Source organism: Lysinibacillus contaminans (assembly GCF_001278945.1).
Lineage (GTDB): Bacteria > Bacillota > Bacilli > Bacillales_A > Planococcaceae > Lysinibacillus > Lysinibacillus contaminans.
This window is the reverse complement of the sequence record NZ_LGRV01000003.1, coordinates 821,003-839,446: the sequence shown is the minus strand read 5'-3', so window position 1 is coordinate 839,446 and position 18,444 is coordinate 821,003. Positions and strand designations below refer to the sequence as shown.

Annotated in this window: 19 protein-coding genes; 3 read left to right on the top strand and 16 right to left on the bottom strand. The window is 34.6% G+C overall.

The window, feature by feature from the left end:
• Positions 1-222: 222 nt before the first annotated feature.
• Together AEA09_RS06335 and AEA09_RS06330 are read right to left on the bottom strand one after the other, a co-directional pair.
• A complete protein-coding gene (locus AEA09_RS06335) occupies positions 223-1,524 on the bottom strand; it encodes an NCS2 family permease (RefSeq protein ID WP_053583030.1) in 1,302 nt (433 codons plus the stop codon).
• A gap of 468 nt (positions 1,525-1,992) precedes the next feature.
• Positions 1,993-3,246 (bottom strand): MFS transporter, encoded by a 1,254-nt coding sequence (locus tag AEA09_RS06330; protein ID WP_053583029.1) that lies wholly within the window; start codon positions 3,244-3,246, stop codon positions 1,993-1,995.
• Between the two features lie 264 nt (positions 3,247-3,510).
• Here AEA09_RS06330 and AEA09_RS06325 point away from each other — a divergent pair, with 264 nt between their 5' ends.
• Positions 3,511-4,422, top strand: a complete 912-nt coding sequence (locus AEA09_RS06325) for a LysR family transcriptional regulator (RefSeq protein ID WP_053583028.1) — start codon at positions 3,511-3,513, stop codon at positions 4,420-4,422.
• Positions 4,423-4,637: 215 nt separating this feature from the next.
• Here AEA09_RS06325 and AEA09_RS06320 read toward each other — a convergent pair whose 3' ends face one another.
• Entirely contained in the window at positions 4,638-4,916 is a 279-nt protein-coding gene (locus AEA09_RS06320; protein WP_053583027.1) for a hypothetical protein, read from the bottom strand.
• Between the two features lie 436 nt (positions 4,917-5,352).
• Positions 5,353-5,925: a hypothetical protein gene (locus tag AEA09_RS06315; protein WP_053583026.1), complete on the bottom strand. Its 573-nt coding sequence runs from the start codon at positions 5,923-5,925 to the stop codon at positions 5,353-5,355.
• 371 nt (positions 5,926-6,296) lie between these two features.
• Here AEA09_RS06315 and AEA09_RS06310 point away from each other — a divergent pair, with 371 nt between their 5' ends.
• Positions 6,297-7,535 (top strand): IS110 family RNA-guided transposase, encoded by a 1,239-nt coding sequence (locus AEA09_RS06310; RefSeq protein ID WP_053582568.1) that lies wholly within the window; start codon positions 6,297-6,299, stop codon positions 7,533-7,535.
• 410 nt (positions 7,536-7,945) lie between these two features.
• Here the strand turns inward: AEA09_RS06310 and AEA09_RS06305 are convergent, their stop codons facing one another.
• Together AEA09_RS06305 and AEA09_RS06300 are read right to left on the bottom strand one after the other, a co-directional pair.
• Complete coding sequence (locus tag AEA09_RS06305; protein WP_053583025.1) at positions 7,946-8,500, bottom strand: DUF6241 domain-containing protein; 555 nt, start codon at positions 8,498-8,500, stop codon at positions 7,946-7,948.
• A 355-nt stretch (positions 8,501-8,855) separates the two neighbouring features.
• The gene (locus AEA09_RS06300; RefSeq protein ID WP_053583024.1) at positions 8,856-9,266 is read right to left on the bottom strand and encodes a hypothetical protein; all 411 of its coding nucleotides are present in this window, start codon (positions 9,264-9,266) and stop codon (positions 8,856-8,858) included.
• A 303-nt stretch (positions 9,267-9,569) separates the two neighbouring features.
• Between AEA09_RS06300 and AEA09_RS06295 the strand changes: the two genes are divergently transcribed.
• The gene (locus AEA09_RS06295; RefSeq protein ID WP_053583023.1) at positions 9,570-9,989 is read left to right on the top strand and encodes a hypothetical protein; all 420 of its coding nucleotides are present in this window, start codon (positions 9,570-9,572) and stop codon (positions 9,987-9,989) included.
• A 373-nt stretch (positions 9,990-10,362) separates the two neighbouring features.
• Here the strand turns inward: AEA09_RS06295 and AEA09_RS06290 are convergent, their stop codons facing one another.
• The 10 genes from AEA09_RS06290 to AEA09_RS06245 all read right to left on the bottom strand — a co-directional run bounded on the left by AEA09_RS06290 (position 10,363) and on the right by AEA09_RS06245 (position 18,384).
• Positions 10,363-11,313, bottom strand: coding sequence for a hypothetical protein (locus AEA09_RS06290; RefSeq protein ID WP_053583022.1), 951 nt, complete (start codon positions 11,311-11,313; stop codon positions 10,363-10,365).
• On the bottom strand, positions 11,306-12,406 hold the full coding sequence (locus tag AEA09_RS06285; RefSeq protein ID WP_053584630.1) for a DUF6677 family protein: 1,101 nt from the start codon (positions 12,404-12,406) through the stop codon (positions 11,306-11,308). The genes AEA09_RS06290 and AEA09_RS06285 overlap by 8 nt, the downstream gene beginning before the upstream one ends.
• A gap of 2 nt (positions 12,407-12,408) precedes the next feature.
• Complete coding sequence (locus AEA09_RS06280) at positions 12,409-12,846, bottom strand: anti-sigma factor (RefSeq protein WP_053583021.1); 438 nt, start codon at positions 12,844-12,846, stop codon at positions 12,409-12,411.
• Positions 12,846-13,361: a sigma-70 family RNA polymerase sigma factor gene (locus AEA09_RS06275; protein ID WP_245622796.1), complete on the bottom strand. Its 516-nt coding sequence runs from the start codon at positions 13,359-13,361 to the stop codon at positions 12,846-12,848. The genes AEA09_RS06280 and AEA09_RS06275 overlap by 1 nt, the downstream gene beginning before the upstream one ends.
• Before the next feature lie 844 nt (positions 13,362-14,205).
• A complete protein-coding gene (locus AEA09_RS06270; protein ID WP_053583019.1) occupies positions 14,206-14,796 on the bottom strand; it encodes a VanZ family protein in 591 nt (196 codons plus the stop codon).
• A gap of 378 nt (positions 14,797-15,174) precedes the next feature.
• Positions 15,175-15,369 (bottom strand): hypothetical protein, encoded by a 195-nt coding sequence (locus AEA09_RS06265; protein ID WP_053583018.1) that lies wholly within the window; start codon positions 15,367-15,369, stop codon positions 15,175-15,177.
• A gap of 442 nt (positions 15,370-15,811) precedes the next feature.
• A complete protein-coding gene (locus AEA09_RS06260) occupies positions 15,812-16,219 on the bottom strand; it encodes a hypothetical protein (protein ID WP_156312067.1) in 408 nt (135 codons plus the stop codon).
• A gap of 274 nt (positions 16,220-16,493) precedes the next feature.
• Entirely contained in the window at positions 16,494-17,432 is a 939-nt protein-coding gene (locus AEA09_RS20155; RefSeq protein ID WP_211263231.1) for a YolC/YozM family protein, read from the bottom strand.
• Between the two features lie 202 nt (positions 17,433-17,634).
• Complete coding sequence (locus AEA09_RS06250) at positions 17,635-17,940, bottom strand: hypothetical protein (protein ID WP_053583016.1); 306 nt, start codon at positions 17,938-17,940, stop codon at positions 17,635-17,637.
• A gap of 159 nt (positions 17,941-18,099) precedes the next feature.
• Positions 18,100-18,384, bottom strand: coding sequence for a hypothetical protein (locus tag AEA09_RS06245; protein WP_053583015.1), 285 nt, complete (start codon positions 18,382-18,384; stop codon positions 18,100-18,102).
• Between the last annotated feature and the right edge of the window lie 60 nt (positions 18,385-18,444).

Below are 18,444 nucleotides of genomic sequence, written 5' to 3'. Positions count from 1 at the left end.
AAACCACCTCTTTTCGCATCAAAACAAGTGTTTCAACGTCTACCTGTTCTCCAAGTTACGCTCAATATTCCGAATACTAAAAAACAATAAAACTACAGACGCTTTTATGCGTTCAATGAAATTTTGGCCCATGTTGTCGTGGACCACCCTCTCGTATACAAATCGTCAGTATTAATTCAAAAAAATGCCCACTGCATCTAAATATACAGTGGGCATCTTTTATTAGTGAGGTAAGAATAGTAATTGGAATGCAAATAGGATCGCGAAAACATAAAGCATTGGATGCACTTTTTTCGCTTCACCTTTCACTATTTTTAAAATAGGGTAAATGATAAATCCAAAAGCAATACCTGTTGAAATGCTTGAAGTAAGCGGCATAATCAAAATGATTAAGAAAGCAGGGAACGCTTCATCAAACTTACTCCACTCAATTTCTTTTACAGAACCAATCATCAATGTACCAACAATAATTAAGGTTGGCGAAGTAATTGCTGCAACACCAGATACAGCACCTACTAAAGGCCCGAAGAAAGATGCAACAATGAATAGAACCGCGACAGTTAAACTCGTTAAACCTGTACGACCCCCAGCAGCAACACCAGCTGAAGACTCAACAAATGCTGTTGTTGGACTTGTCCCGAACATAGAACCAAAAGTTGTAGCAACTGAGTCAGCTAATAATGCTTGACGAGCACGAGGCAATTTACCGTCCTTCATCAAACCAGCTTGCTTAGCGACACCAACCATTGTGCCTGTCGTATCAAAAAGTGTAACTAAAATAAATGAGAATACAACTCCATATAAGCCATAAGAAATAACCTGGCCAATTGCTTCAATTGGATTCCAAATTAAAATACCTTCTGGTAAATGAGGAAGAGCTACCACTTTATCAATTTGTAATTGATTTGTGAGCGCAGCTACAATACCCGTCACAACCATACCAATAAATAATGCACCTTTGACATTGCGTACCATTAAAATAACCGTAATGAATAAACCAAATAACGTTAAAAGTACACCAGGAGAAGTTAAATCACCTAGCATGACTAAGTTACTATCACTTGCCACAATAATGTTAGCCATACGTAAGCCTAGGAAGGCGATAAATAAACCAATACCTGCCGTAATGGCATGCTTTAAATTTTCAGGAATTGCCGTTATCAATTTTTCTCGTAGTGGCGTTAAAGATAAAAGAATGAAAATGATCCCTGACACGAAAACAGCAGCAAATGCTGTTATATAATCAATTTTACCGTCAGAAGCTAACACGACAGCGTACGTGAAATATGCATTCAATCCCATACCTGGAGCAATTGCGATTGGATAATTAGCACAAAGCGACAACCATAATGTACCGATTACAGCAGAAATAATCGTTGCCATAAACACTTGGTCAAGTGGTACACCTGCATCCGATAAAATAATCGGATTCACAACAACGATATATACCATAGTGAGGAATGTAGTCATTCCTGCAATAAGTTCAGTCTTAACATTTGTACCATGTTCCTTCAAACGAAACATCTTTATACCGCCTTTCTTAAACACGAACATTTTTTACAACATCAATTATAATATTCGTTTCTAAGACAGAATTCAACCCTTTTACTTAAAGTCATTATTCTCTAAATTGTTTGATTACATTCGCATAATATATTATCCAATTAGAGGTTCTTCATCATAACTTGGGGTTGATTTCCGTTCCGGCTGGGCGCTTTCCGGGGGGCGTCCGATGAGCCGCTTCACTCGCAAGCTCGCTCCAGGGTCTCATCTAGGACGCTAATCCCCCAGGAGTCGCCCAGCCTCCACTTCAATCAACGAGCATTCAAATATTGTTTTGCTCATTAACCAAATATCATCCCTGGCTTTTGGTGATGAACCCAATTAAAAGGATTTTCCACAATTCATCTGCTATAAGATACTTAATTTCCTATTATAGAAACGCTTAGAATCACTAGCTATTCCCTAACCGAGTTTATCATTCCTCCTACTTTAGTTAACAGGCTGTAATGTTGGTTTTTTAATTATAATGACAAATAGACTGGCTATTACACAGAAGACACCTGCTAAAAAGAATGTCCACGTGTAAGAATCGAAAAATTTATAGATAAGGCCACCACCATAAGCAGCTGTAGCGGCACCTGCCTGATGAAAGGCAAAAATCCAACCATAGATAATGCCGCTTTTATTTATCCCGAATATTTGTCTTGTGATTCCAATAGTCGGTGGAATCGTTGCAATCCAATCTAATCCATAAAATACAGTAAAGATAGCTAAAAGTATAAAGGAACCTTCCATCAATGAATATGGAAGTAGTACTAGAGAAGCCCCTCTTAAACTGTAGTACCAAAATAATAACCATCGATTATCAAAACGATCTGACAACCAACCTGATAAAGTGGTTCCTACTAAATTAAAGATTCCCATAAATGAAAGAAACGAAGCCGCTGTAACTAAAGGGATTCCAAAACTGATGCAGTAAGAAACAAAATGTGTACCAATTAAACCGCTTGTTGAAAGCCCACAAATGTAGAAACTACCAGCTAATAACCAAAACTCCTTCACTTTCACCGCTGCGAATAAACCTTTGAAAGCCAAAACAATAGGATTTCCCTTCTGTTCTTCTTTGCTAACTTGTTCCTCATCTTCAATTCCATATGGAAGAATGCCTGCATCTTTCGGTGTGTTTTTCATAAATAAAAAGATGATGATAAGCATTATGAAGCAAAGAACTATAATTAAGGCAATAGCCCAACGCCATGAATATTTATCGATAATAGCCGCTAAGACCGGGAGTAAAATTAACTGACCTGTGGCAGTACTTGCCGATAATATTCCTAATGCAAGCCCCCTTCTTTTCCCGAACCAATGAGTCGACACGTACGGACTCACTACCGTTAAAAAAAGACTCGCGCCAAGTCCTATTATAAAACCCCAAATGATGATTAGATGCCATGATTGATTCATTACTAATGTTAGCGTGCTACCTGTTATCAAGGTTGCCATTGAAACTAACATCATTTTTTTAACCCCAATTACTTCTAATAATGCAGCCATAAACGGACCTGATATACCATATAAAAACAGGCTAACGGCGAACGCTAATGCAATAACAGATCGTTCCCAGCCAAATTCATTTTCGAACGCATTAATAAAAACTCCTGATGAAGATATAACGATGCCAGCTACAATAATAGAGAAAAATGTAATGACAAGAATAATCCAGCTATAGTGAATACGTTTCATACCCTCCCCCGCTTTCTACGGATAATTTTAGTCCATCACCATAACATGGGGTTGATTTCCGTTCCGACTGGGCGCTTTCCAGCGGGCGTTCGATGAGCCGCTTCAATCAACAATCAAAATATCATCCCCAACTTTTGGTGATGGGCCACCAATTTCCTTAACATTAACTCGTAATTAATCATTAGTAAAATTGAAGTTTATGAAGTTATCCATTGATTTTTTTGATACTATAAAAGAAAGAGTAAAATAAAGGTTGGTGAAAAGATGGAAATACGCCATTTTGTTACGTTTAAAAAAATCATTGAAATGGGTAGCTTCACACAAGCAGCAGAAAATTTAGGTTACACACAATCCACAGTGACTTCTCATATCCATGCGCTTGAAGAACATTTAGGTGCACCCCTGTTTGATAGGATGGGTCGAAAAATAAGTTTGACTGATATTGGAAATAAGTTATTACCCTATACGCAAGAGATTTTAGATACTTATGGAAAAATCGAAAGTATTACTAGTGATGGAGAGGAAATGAGTGGAGAGTTAAAGATTGCGGCTCCAGAATCTCTAACAGTATATCGTCTAGAACCGATATTAAGAGAATTTAGAAAGAAGTTTCCTCATGTAAGCATTAGTCTAACTAACGCTACCTGCGGAGATAACAAAAAAGCAATACTTAATGGTAGTGCTGATCTTGCATTTGTCATGTTGCCCCAGATGCAGGATTCAGATTTAATCGTCCATCCTTTATTGGATGAACCTATTGTCCTTGTTGGAAGCCCTGACTGTCTGCTGAATATTATAGATGAGCGCTACAAAAATCAAAAAATAAGCGAATGTTTGATTACCAACGAGAAAGAATGTAGTTATCGAAGAATATTTGAAGAATACCTTGGAGAACAGAGAATTATTCCTTCCTCCACGATGGAACTTTGGAGTATTGAGGCGATTAAGCGCTGTGTAATGAGTGGGCTTGGTATTTCTTATTTACCGTTAATGACTGTAAAAGAAGAAATCCAAGAAGGAACATTAAAAATTATTCCTTGTGTCGGTGACTTAAAACAGATTTTTTCCCAAGTCGCTTATCACAAAAACAAGTGGATTTCCCCAGCTTTAACCATGTTTATCGAAATTACCTTGAAACATGCATGTGAGTGGTCATGTGCGGAGACTACTAGTTAAGCGAACATGTTGCTTTAATTAAATAATGGCTTTTTTATTAAAGATGTTGCTAAATTAAATCTTGAGGGACAACAAAAATACAGAGTTAATCTACAAAGATTGAAGTGATGCGTAGAAATTAACTCTTTTTTTTATTTCGCAAACCGAATCTTCAACTAAAGCCCCGTTACTTTAATAAGAAAATAACTTAATTCTTTATCTTTTCCCCAATCTTCTTATATATATTGAAACGCAAACATTAAACCGATAGGGATAGTTAACCAAAGCAAAGAGTTACTCAATACAATTTTAAAATAAGAAGTATTTTCTAATTTGTTTTTAGAAACAAATCTCCACATCAATAGTGCCCCAATAGCCCATATTGGTAAGATTAAAAAAAATTCTGGTGTCAAAGTATCAGATTCGCCTATAGCCCCTTCTGCAAAAAACCAAGCAATAAATAATGCAGCAAAACCACTAGATGTGACATTACCCTTAACTAATTTTGATTTCACTTTGAACCCCTCATTTCTCTTTGTTTATATAAAACTCTTTATTCACCAGTTTATTTATATATTATTCTTACTAAACTATTCTGCAACGTTCGTATTATAAGGTCAGCCAGAGAAATCTGGTTGACTATTTTTTATTCAATTTATAGATTGATAGTAGCCGGGGTAGAACGGACCTGCGCGTGGGACTTGATCCCGACAACTAAACAGTTCGCCATCTACTTGTTAACACATGATTAGGCTGGTTGGGACATAGTGATCCCGTATGACAAGCTATATAGAGGTTATTTTAATAAGAACAGTGATGCTTATTCAAGATAAGCACCAGTTACTTTAAGTGCATTCCTTCCCAATCTAACATATAAAATTGCATAATCTGAGCATAGATAATAATATCGTTTAATTTCGAAAGGAGAATAGTTCATAATCTCCCTATATACTAATTTATGCTTTCCTGTAATTTTGGCACTAACGATTTATAATTCACCCAAAAATCTTGTATTGATACAGCCAAAAAATAAGGGATATTCACAGATTTCCCTATTACATATTCATCAAAAATCAAAGTAATATGTAGAAACTTTTGAGGCTTTCTTCCGCTTTGTTTAAGTCCATTAGATAAATCATTGTATAAGTTTTGTGCCTTATCGCCAACAGAGTGTTCCACTGAAAATTGCCCTGCTAAACTTCTCCACCATACTGAAAATGCTTTATAAATCTCGTTGAAATGCTTTGACGTATCACGCTCAAACAACGTTTCATAAAACAATCGCTTTTCATTGCAAAAGATTTCCATATCATTACTTTCTTTTTCACATAATCTTACTAGAAGTTCATTCCATAAACCTTGGAATTTCTCTTCAAATGTTTCTATAAAAGGTGATGCACTTTGCATCAAAGGATATTTCAAATTGTCATCGTCCAACTTTTCATTTAAGTAAAGATTTTGAAGGTAAATCATAAAATTTAATACATACGTTGCATCTAATTGAATAAGCAATGACTTCTCCATAATCGTCCTCCTTCTATAAATATTATTATATCAACGGATTAGAATATGTTCCTATCCTTAATAACAAGTATTTCAAATCCATACATTTTTTACAACCACTTTACTCCACAATCTGGCCCGTTCGTAATATGAGGTTAGCCAGATTTTTCTGGTTGACCTTTTTCTTTTAGGTCTTATTATAACGGTAGTCGGGGTAGAACGTCTGGCCCGTGGGACTTGATCCCGTCCGCAAAACTGTTCACCCCCTACTTGTATAAACATGTTTCGAGCTGGTTGGGACAAGGATCCCGTTTAACAAGCGAACCTATGACATTACAAGCAGCTTTAGGGGTTACCGACGAATTTAGTTTTCTTAAGGAGGAGATTTGATTATGAATCCAGTCGTAGGTCTGGATGTTTCAAAAGGAGAAAGTCAGGTTCAAGCCTTTTTAGATAAAGGCAAACCATATCGTAAGAGCTTTAGTATTAAACATACTCTTGATGGTTTGGATGGTTTATTAGGATTTCTAAGGGATATAGAGAAAGTGGCTGATGGTAAGCAACCTTCGGTTATTTTAGAATCTACAGGTCAATATCATATGCCTATCATTCAATTTTTGGAGGAGCAACAATACGTCTATATTATTGTAAACCCACTTATCTCTCATCGTGCTAGAAGTACAAATTTACGCAAAGTAAAGACCGATGCCATTGATGCCTATCATCTATGTGAACTATATTACAAGGAAGAGTTAGAACCATATAAAAAAAGAGGCATACAACTCTTAAATCTTCGTAATCTCACTAGACAACAAGAAACCGTATCAAGTACGGCTGCACAAACAAAGTTACAGCTACAATCAATATTAGATCAGGTATTTCCTGAATATAGAGGTGTCTTTGGGAATCTCTACTCAAAAATCTCGTTACAGATTCTATCAATCTTCCCAACCTCCAAAGAGGTTTTAAGTGTTAACGAATTAGATCTTACTAATAAAATTGCGGAATTATGTACAACCCGTTCAGAAAAATGGGCAAAAGAAAAAGCAATTAAATTGAGAGAAGCTGCATTACGTAATCCATTTCAAAACAACTTATACCAAAGCCATATCTTTAACCTAAGAATGTTTATTAACATTGTTCTTCAATATCAAGAGCATCTATCAAAGTTAGCAGCAGAAATAGATGCCCTCGCTAAAGAAATTGAAGAATATGAAATAATCCAGTCTATCCCTGGAGTTGGAGAAAAGATTGCGGCAACAATCATCTCCGAAATAGGAGAGATAGAGCGGTTTAATCATCCTAAAAAGCTAGTAGCATTCGCTGGGATAGATCCTAGCGTTTACTCTTCTGGTAGGTTTACTGCTTCAATAAATCGCATAACCAAAAGAGGTTCTAGCAGGTTAAGACAAGCGTTGTTTATGGCTGTACAATGCGGTATAAGAGATGCACGTAAGCAAAAAACAAGTGATGAAATAATCCCTAGAAATAAGAAATTAAGAGAGTTCTACGATAAAAAACGCGAAGAAGGAAAACCTTTTAGAGTAGCAATAATTGCTTGTGCTAATAAGCTTTTACATTGGATTTATGCCCTACTTAAAAGGAAGATGACCTTCCAAAATACAGATTAAAAAGAAATAACTAATTACATTAAATAAAACCTTCCAATTTTATAGGAAGGCTTATTTGGTATACCCTTTTTTAGTATATCATGTAGGTTTTAATTTTTTTATTGAAAAATCTTGACAACTATTAGCTGGTTTTGTTGAACAAGTAGGACTTTTTACAAATTATCAATTTTTATATAAATGATCAGACTTTTATATAAATTATCGAACTATGGACAAGAACTTTTAGATGTTTTTTTAGTACAGTCCGAAATTTCACAACCTTTTTTACTTGTTAGGTCACCGCAGCCTGCCCATTCTTGTCCACGCCCGTAGTGGAAATCAACGCCTTTACTTCATTTTATAGTAAAAGAAAAAAGACTGTAGGCAAACTCAAAATTCATTGAGTTTGTCTACAGTCTGAATAGTGCTCATTATTGAGCACTATTTTCTGGTTTTAATGGTTTTGTAAAATAAAATTTGATGTGCGATTTTTCTTCTTCGGGCGTTAATAAACGAATCGCTTTTCCAACCTCTCCATTTTGCATTTCCCAGATAGAATTATGGTCATCAACAGCATTTGAAAAATCTCCTACCGACCATCTCTCCAATATTTTTATATATACATCGCCATTGTCGTAATTTTTCATATTGAGTTTTGCTATTTCTAACAATCGGTCTACTTTGGCTTTTGTTATTTGCGTATTTCCTATTTTTTCGTCATTTTCAGTTTTGACTTTTTGGTGGGACATGTTATGAATGATGTTTCTCATTTTAAATTCTTCTAAATCGTCAGGATATGGCAACTTTTCTTTTTCTTCAGGAATAGTATTATCTTCAAACGTTACTTCAACATGTCCAACGGCTGCTTTTTCTTTTTCGGGAGTAGGTTTCCCCATCTGTTCAGTGAATTTGATGTAACCAAAAATCCCTCCAAAAATGACCAATACTGCAATGATAACAATTGCCGACTTTGTTTTCCTCTGCATATTATTAAACCCCACTTATAATTTGTATGTATTTGTTTAATTCGGTTTGTTTTATATAATTAGGTTAATAATAACAGATTATTGAAATCAAGTTAACTGGGAGTACCTATATACATTGTATATAGCGTGTTAACCAACACAAAAATGTGTCCGTTTAATTTTAACCAACTCAGAATTGAGTTCGTTAATTTCAACCAAATCAAAGTTGATTAGGTTAACCAACGCAAGTGGTCTTGGTAGACTGCTCTAAAAAAATGAGCGGAGTATACGATTAATTTACAATCTAACAACGGTTTTAGCAGATGTATAATAGTGTTGGTCCACAATCGCGCCCGATCGGATATATGAAATTTGATTAACCCTCAACAAACCCATAGTATTTATACAGTTTACCTTCTGATTCTACGAGTAAAATTGGTCCTCCAATTTCTTCTTTTTCTTTAACCGAAAAGACTTTTGCACCAACAGGCAATTTGTTCGACATTTCGTCTTCAAAGTTTGTATCAGTATCGTTTTTTGTTTTTATTTCTCCTACCTGCTCGTCTTTTGTTAATGTTGTTTCTTCAACCCAATCAATTCCAGTCTGATAAATCACTCCATTGAACTGAAATATATCGGCTTCAGGATCTAATTTTAAAATCTCTTCCGCATTAGGATTTTCAGGTGTATAAATCTCTACTTTACCTTTATCCGATGAATTAGAACATCCAACAGCAGTTAATAAAACGAAAATAACCAAACACAAAATTAATCTTGACACTTTCACTTTATCCCTCCTTGGATTGTTAGACGGATAAAGGTTAATTAAGTTACCTATTTGTTCTGTTAAATGGCCCTTTAATGGAGGAAGGTGCATTCCTTATTAAAGAATTGCGCCCGATTGTGGAACAAGTACCCAGATGGAAATATAGACGTACCTACAATAGATAATTATGCTATCTATATATTAGGGTGAAAACTTATCTGCTCTAGGTTCGCAAATAATTGTAATTAAACCAATCATAGAAAATATCTTTTCTTCGTGGTTTTTGAGAAGTTGTGCTATATTCAAAGTGTTAGGAGTGAGTTGATGAAAAAGTTTTTAATAATTACCGCAATAATTCTTGTTTTACTCGGAGGAGCTGGCTATGCTGTGTGGCATTTTGGGACAAATATCGCTTCCGAAAAAATAATCGAAAAAGTGGAATCTACTTTAGATGACGAAAATCTAGAAGAAGTAAAATCCTATATCGAGAACGATTCGCAGGTTCAAGAAATTGTAAGCGAGGCAGCAACTATAAATCCGGATACCCTTCCCTTCCAAACTAAGGAAGAAGCGACACGTGTGTTAATAAAAAAAGTGGGCATTAATCGTTTACTTGAAATTCAGGAACAAGCGCAAAACGGTTCAATTAGTAAGGATGAGGTATTATCCGAAATTGAAGGTAAACTGTCTGAAGATGAAATTTCTGCCTTAAAATATATTTTATATAAGGAATTGAATAAATAAAACTAGCCATTGAAGAGTTTAAATTAAAAAAGCAGAGAGGCTGAGATTCACATAAGGATTTTCAACACATCTATTTTTTATTTATGTATACTAACTCCAACCACTCGACAGCCTCACAATGTGTCGAGTGTATGTGGCAACACATTGGTGCAGGTGGGTTTAATTATAGAGGCTCGATTCCTATTTAGTGGAATCGAGGCCTTTTTTCTTACCATTCTTCTACTGTTCCTTTATTAAACTAAAGCGTCCGTTTACGGAACAAAGCCACTCCTCCTAAGAATATTTTAAAAAATAGCGAAAAACAGATACCTTTTCATAAAAAAACTCTATCCTACGAAAATACCACCACTTTGGAGATATCTTGAATTGACAATTAAAGCCCTTCTACTAAATTCACCGAAATTAGCTCACTATTAAATATATTAAGATGGTATGTTCCGTTTCCTACCTTTAAAGTTCCTTTGTAAAGTTTGTCGTTTACTTCCTCTTCAAACTCGTCGATTCCGCCTTTGTCTGATATTTCGATTGAATCCCATTTCACATTACCATTTTCCGGTCTATTTCTTGAAGTAGCTGAAAGTAAAACATCATTATTTTTTCCAACATGCATGGTAACATAGCTTGGTCCATCAACGGTCCAATGGTTTTTAAGAGAACCTGGATACAGCGCAATTGTATTATGCTTTCCTCTCACCACTAAGCTAACATTATCTGGCACAATAATTGTAGGCTCGATTGCGATATAGGTCGAAAAAGGACCCGAATGACGAGTAGTAGCTTTAATCGTCACATACATTGTGTCACCTACTATTTTTGTTAGCGTATAATTATCCTTATCTGCAATCGGAGGATTGCTTTTCGGATTAACCTTCGCGCTATAGGTACCAAATATATTTATTTGATTTACGTCAGAACCCTCTATTTTAACTTCATGATCACTCGTTTCCAGGACAATTCTTTTAATGTTGTCTGGTAGCTCTTCCTCAATTGAAGGTAGATTGAATGATTTATCCTCTGCCACCACAAGGGTTTGAAGCTCGGTTAATAGACCCGTTGAAGTTAAAAGCGTAAAACCAATTCCAATAGTACCTAATATTCCAACAAATAAAATGCTTATAAAATCGTACTTTACAATCGGATTTTCTTGCTTTGATAAAAAGAGGTAAACGATAATTTCAATCCCTAACACAACAAGGATGATCGGCCACCATACAAGAAATGGTTCAAACATAATTTTTCCCTTAATTTGAGTTATAAATAAAAGAACCCCTAGTAACATAAGGGATAATCCCATTGATACAGTACCAACACGCCATTTACGCATCATGACTCTCCTTTCGGCTTTTGCTTCCGAACATCAGCTTCAAGCCTCCGCCAATTAATAAAATACAGATAACACTGACTTGGAAATAGTTATAATACCAGTATTCAATATCAATTCCTAGATTCGTCATTAACGCTGGCGCTGACGCAGGGATGATCACATTTGCAACCAAATAATAAAGTCCTAGTGCCAACATACCAATCCCTAACCATTTGTGGTGATTCACAAAATACGAGATCACTGGGATATCTTCTAACTCCTCTTCCCCGTGCATTGAAACCTTTTGCAATGCATCAAAAAAGCTGTAAAACCAGATGATAGGGATTAAAAACAGAAACAGTGAAAGTCTTAAAATGTCTAAAATATAAATTCCCAACAAAAACGCTGCCATGAGCTGTAAGCCGCGTTTTTGTAAGCCTAAGTACATATGTCCAGCACCTGGGAAAATCGATAATAAGGTTGCTAAAGTCTTACTTTTCTTCCCTTTTTCACGTCGTGTTTCTTCGAAATCCTCTAATATCGTCTTATCTATTAATTCTTCTCCTCGTAACTTTTTGCTCACTTGTTGAATCGCATCAAACATGTTATAAACCCAAAGCACAGGGAGAATCCCTATAAATACCAAGAATGCAATTTGGTCCGTGAAAACTGAAATAAACAAGACCATCGTTCCAAGTCCAAAAAAACCGATAAGGAATGTTAATCCCCTATTCATTAAACCTAGATGAAAATGACCTAACCCCGGGATAAAGGAAAGTAAAATTGTATAAAAGCGTCCATTTTCGTCCGTTTTAGTTTGGGTTGGGTCCTGTAACGTTTCTTGCGTTTGGTCAGTTTGTATCGTAACTCTCTTATTCTTTAATAAGTAAAGTAACATATCCATTACACTAATCGCCGTGACGATTAGTGCGATGAAAATCCCAATAACTAGTGGTTGTTCTGAATACATCAGAAAATATAGGAAGAAACCAAATATGAACGGTAATATAGCCCCTGCCCCGTAGAGGAGCCCTCTGACATTTCGATTTATGTAGAAATGGCCCGCCCCCGGAATAAAGGTTAGGAAGAACGCAAGTAGTGGATTTTTAGTCATCATTATTGACCCTCCTTTTGTTTTATATCAATTATTTCAAATAGTGCCAACGATTTTTTCATTAGGCTACTCGATACACTTTGCTGTGGCTTTGATGTCGATGATACTTCAACGGTAGTTACAACACCCATAATAGATTGGAAGAAGCCAGTTGTCATAAGTGTTAATGTTATGACGGCTGCTACTGCGTAATGAAATAGTGTTCGCTGATAAAGTATTTTTTTTCGCATCTTCTTTTGAGGGAGTTCTGCAATAATTTCATCTGTAAAGCTACTATAATCTATTACTGGTAGCTCCTCTGCCTGTCTATCTATCATTTTAATATAGACTTCTAAACATTGGTCACAGGAAAATAGGTGATCTTCTAGCTCTTCACACGTTGTTTTTGATAACTTATCGTTTATATAACTCATCCACTCTTCGTTGCTGAAATGCCTCATCAAAAATCATCCTCCTTCCAATGTTTCTTCATCCAATTTCTTGCACGGTACAGCTTCATTTCTATTGTCTTAACCTCAACCTCCTGCTCATCAGCTATTTGTTTATAACTTTTTTCAGTTATGTAATACGCATAAATAACATCTCTATAATTAGGGGGCATTTCATCTAATCGTTGTCGTACCACCTCTCTCTGTTCTTTTCGCAGAAGAAGAGCAATGGTATTACAACCCGTTTGAGATATTGCTGAAAACACTTCTGGTTCAAGAACCGTTTCATTCTGACGTTGCTTCTTGCGCTTCAAATCAATTGCATGATTAATTGCAATCCGCGTCATCCACGCCTTCAGACCTTGCGATTTGTACTCAGGGAGAGCATAATAGATTTTTAAAAACACTTCTTGAGTTACATCCTCTGCATCCTTCTCATTCCTGAGGATCGGATATAACGCCTTGAACAAATCATTTTTATATCTTTCAATAAGAAAACGAAATGCCTGCTCATCGCCTGCTTTCACTTTTTCTACTAAAATCTCATCCTGAATAGCACTCTCCCCCCTTTCTCACTATCTACCTTATAAGACGAATCTACTCCTACTATACCCTACACATTTTCAAAAAAATAAAAAAAATGAGAAAGTCTGGCACAGTTAAATAAATACTTCTTAATCCATTATTTTCGCCATCTTTACTAACTTCCTCATTGTTTCCCAAATGTTCCATCTACTCAATAGGTACTTGTTCAATTAAATAGCCCGTTTACGCAGTAACCTAATATTAAGGTTACTAAAAAGAAACCCCTTTAGATGAATCCAAAGGGGCAAAACGGTATAACTTTATTTTAAATGGTACATCTTTTTTGGAAAACGATATGACCATATTTCAAAGCCATAAAGAACAATATTTATCAGCTATTCATTCTATATAGTGATGAAATTTTAAATTCTACTTTTGTATAACTGTTTAAAGAACCATCTACTACCTCATCTTCAATTAACATGTTCCTTTAGTTTAATAAGAAAAAAGAGCCGCATACTTATCTCAACGTTCTTTCACTAAAGCCTCCGTTACTTTAAATACCATCCTTCACAAATCAATAATCTTAACAATCATTTATAGGGGTCCCGGCAGATTTATGCGGATTTACAACGTTAAGAAATATACACGATTTTATGCAAAGTGAAAAACAAACCAAACAAGTAACAATACTGCTACATCAACCGCTTACGCCATCTGTATAAAAAGACGTATAAACAATGTTCATAAGAAAAGCCATAAACGTTGATTTAACAACATTTTCGGCTTCTTGGTGTATTCCAAAACTTGCGTTTGGGAACGTTTTTAGGTATATATGTGTATATTTTATTCGACAATTTTTGTTTGGTTGTTTAATTTATATGAGTGAATATAATTTACTGCGTACTTTACTAAAAATATTCCTAAGACTCCACCCAAAACATTAAATAACAAATAGATAATATCCGTATTACCAAAGTTGCTTATAGTAAAACCAGACCACCCAAGTAAAAGACGGGCGACATCTATCACTAAACAACTTAAAATAACAATAGAAATTGCTTTTTTGTTACTTTTTAAATTGAAAAGGAGTAATAAGAAAATCCCAAACGGTACAAATAAAATAACATTATAAAATAAAGCTGAATAACTCCAAATAGAAATATTAAAGTGCATCGTATCAAATATTCCAAACCAGTCATTCGTTGAAATAAAGCTGCTACTATTGTCTGCTGGATTTTGAGGGAGCGTGAATCCACCCAATTTAATTTGAACTAAGCTTATTACGTAAAAAATAGAGCTATATAACATAACTCGTTTCTTAGCACTTTTTTCTACTTTTCTAAAATAATCAAGTAATACATCAATAAAAATATATACTAGCAAAATTAAGAATGCTAAGGGAACAATATTGTAAAGAACATATGTTGAATGCATAATTAACATCTCCCGTTGTTTTTAACATTTTATAGTCACTATTCATTTTACTAATTTTTACATTGTAAAACAAATCAAAATAAGAATAATCAAATTTACCCTTTTATATGTTACCGCCATTCAGAACAAGTGGATCGAACAGTCTTCTTTAAAATTATTTTTCGCAGCGTCTCAGAGTGTTATTTTCTATAAAAAACAGCGAAAAACACCGATTTAACAGTGTTTGTCGCTGTTTGAAATGTTATCAAGCTTCCATTTGGGAACGTTTATGAGGTTTAGTTATGTATACGTTATAAATCCTTGCTGCACTAAATCCCCCGTTGAAGAACAAAATGCAATTACTAACATTCACACATCCATAAAAAAACGGATAATTCTCTATTTTTCTCTCTTGTCAACAAAAGTATTAATTACTTCTTGAGTAATTGTTCGATCTCCATCATATAGTTCTACAATAACTGCCTTATTATTTTCTATATATTTTTTTATTTCACCTATTTTATATTCTTCCGTTATTTCCCTAAAATCTGCTGCACTAATAAAGTGTACTCCACCTTTTGGTACTGACACCATTTTGAAAGTTTCAGGGATTTCTATTACTTCGGCAGCAATCAGGTCACTTATATGAGTATCTTGAATAACGAATCTAACATTGTACTCTTGCTCTGGTTCATTTCCATAATCGTTAATTTATACGCTAAAATGTAGTACCTCAACATCGGAACCCTCAACGGAATTAATTTCAACAGAAGCACTCTCAATAACAGGATACTTTAACTTTTCATTCTCACTTCCACAAGCAGACAAAACGATAAAAATTATACTTAGGTAAGTTAAGAAAATAATTTTATTCCTCAATATCTCATCAATCCCTTCCCTGCTGCGTTAGTTCAATAAAAAATGCACTCAATACCTGGTTTTGTTACCTAACTTTCATTTGGGAACGTTATTGGGTTTATTTATGTATACGTTATAAATCCTTGTTGCACTAAAGCACCCATTTAAGTACATTCATTTACAAATCATCATTATATAATTTATTAGTTGACTCCGTTACAAATTGAAGCCACTTTTCTTCTGACAAATCATCATAAGCAAATCCCATTACAGAGAACTTACCATACTTGATTACATCTAGCACCGGATCAAGCAATCCTCCTCCAGCTACCCAATCTCGAAATCTTGCATCGCTACAAGAAAATGTATCTTTACAATTTCCACACCGAATATAGACTATATTTTTTTCATCTATTTTACCATCATCGTCATAGTATAAATTATCGCTTGCAGCATTACAGGTAGGACAAACAGCTTCAAGATACTTTTTATACAGATTTTCATAATATGTACACCTTTTAGTAGCTAATTCTAATGAACATTTACAAACCTTTGCATACTCTTCAGGATTCAATAAAATCATCAATTTCATTCCTCCCTATATGGATAATAATTATACTCTTCATTCAGCTATATTGGGACATTTTGTAAAGTGTATAATATACCATTTAGTTATTGCACTAGACTCCGTCGTTAGTTGAATAAAAAAATGCACCCAAAGCTTAGTTTGGAAAGCTTTCCTCGTAGAGTCACCAAAGTATGATTTGGAAACGTTATTAGGTTTATTTATGTATACGTTATAAAACCTTGTTGCACTAAATCCCCTGTTAAAGAACTTAACTTTGTTAAAGTCTTTCTAATTAGTTCGATGGAGCATCACATAGACTAACAAAAACATCCCCTTTAAAAATTCTTCCATCAGATGTTGTGACCATTATTGTATGATCACCAGAAGAAGCAGCTGATTGGACCCATGTACTAGAACCATTAGCCACTAAATTATAAGTTTGCGTGTGACCACTCTGTTGAATTTGAACGGTTACATTTGTCCCGGTATTGTTTGTGACATGAAATTGATAGTCCTTCGAATCTGATCGTTGCGCCCAAGACATTTTATAGATACCATTTCCTTTAAAAATATCTGTACTAGAAATAATTAAATGGTTTGCTGTTCCTTGAAAATCTTCAACAACATCACTGATTACGGCATCTAATTCAATAGTACTTTCATTAGTACGCTCTATAACCTGGATTTCATAGGAAATATCTTTTTTTGATAGTTCTGCGCTCTTGGAAGCTAATACATAATCTAATTCCTTTTTCATATTTTCGCTAGAACGTTCATTGGATTTAGGAATTGATATTTTTAATATCGGTTTAGGTTCAATTGAAGGATGGTAAAGTTCCACATCGTGATATTTTTTTTCTTGTATATAATCAGATACAATATCTGAAACCTCGCTCATAAAACTCTCTGTCTCAACTTCTTGTAAACTTTTTTTAGTAATATCGATATTGTATTGGCTCAAATCTGTTTTATTCACATTTTCCTCTAAATACTTTTTCAGTTGTAATTCACTTTTAGTTTCATCCATTTCAATTAAAATTGTTGAATCTGGGGTTACTTGAAAACTAAATAAACCAAATTCATCCCACGCATTGTCAAGTACAGATGCAATACGGTTCCCTTGTTTCTCATCGTCATTATTAGAAGAGAAACTATCATTTTTATCGATGTCTATATTAATTACTAAGACGACTACAACAACTATTATGAAAACAGAAATAAAATTTCTCACTACATTCCCTCCCTCTTAATCTATTTTACCAAATTAATTCACACTTTTATTGAACTATAAAACGTCCCCAAGCGTGGTTAGGGGACATACGGATTCTAAGCAGCAAAAAAACAAACACCTCATTCAATTAAATGGGTTGTTTTACTCCCCAACTTACATTTGGGAACGTTATTAACGTTTATTTTGTATACTTTATAAATCTTTATTCTTTTTTGCTATAAATTTCATAAGCAAAGTATCCAAATAAAAAACCTATTCCAGCTCCTAAAGTAATTGCAGAAAGTAAAGAGATTGGGGAAAATATGCTAAGGAGTATACCAACAACACAACCACTCAACATTCCCAATGGTATTAAACTATCTAATAAATTTTGAGCGCCTTTTGATTTTTTCTTACCCAAGGAGCCTTTCTTATATTTACGTTCCATTCTTTTAATTACGAATACCGCAATTCCACCTACTATTGCAAGAGGTAGTAAAGTGCGAGCGATTTCCAAAGCTAAATCCATATTAGAATCTCCCTTCTTTCGCCTTACAATTATTTCAACTTTAGCATAATTTGTTCAGCAAAATGGCCCGATTGTTGAATAATGAAAATGCCCTCAAAGCGAGATTTGGGGACGTTTTTTTGCCTCACATTATAAAGCCATATGAACCGCAATAAGAAATTATTTTTTATTTTTCAATTCTAAAAGTACAGGTGCTATATTTAGTAAAATAGAAACAATTGTCAAAAACCAAAACGCCCTAGCCATACCAGGTACTACATCTGATAAAGCTGCCCAATCTTCCACCTTTACCCACCTATTTAGATAACTGTAATCTGCACAAATTGTTAATGCTGTAAATGATAACCCCATTGCCATTGCAAGCTTATAATCTTTACCTGTTGCATACATAAAAAGATTTATAAAAGTTGCTACTATTGCAATAAGACCTAATATTAACCACATAATTATACCTCCATTATAGTTTTATTTAAGATTAACGTTTGAATGAAACTAATAATCAAC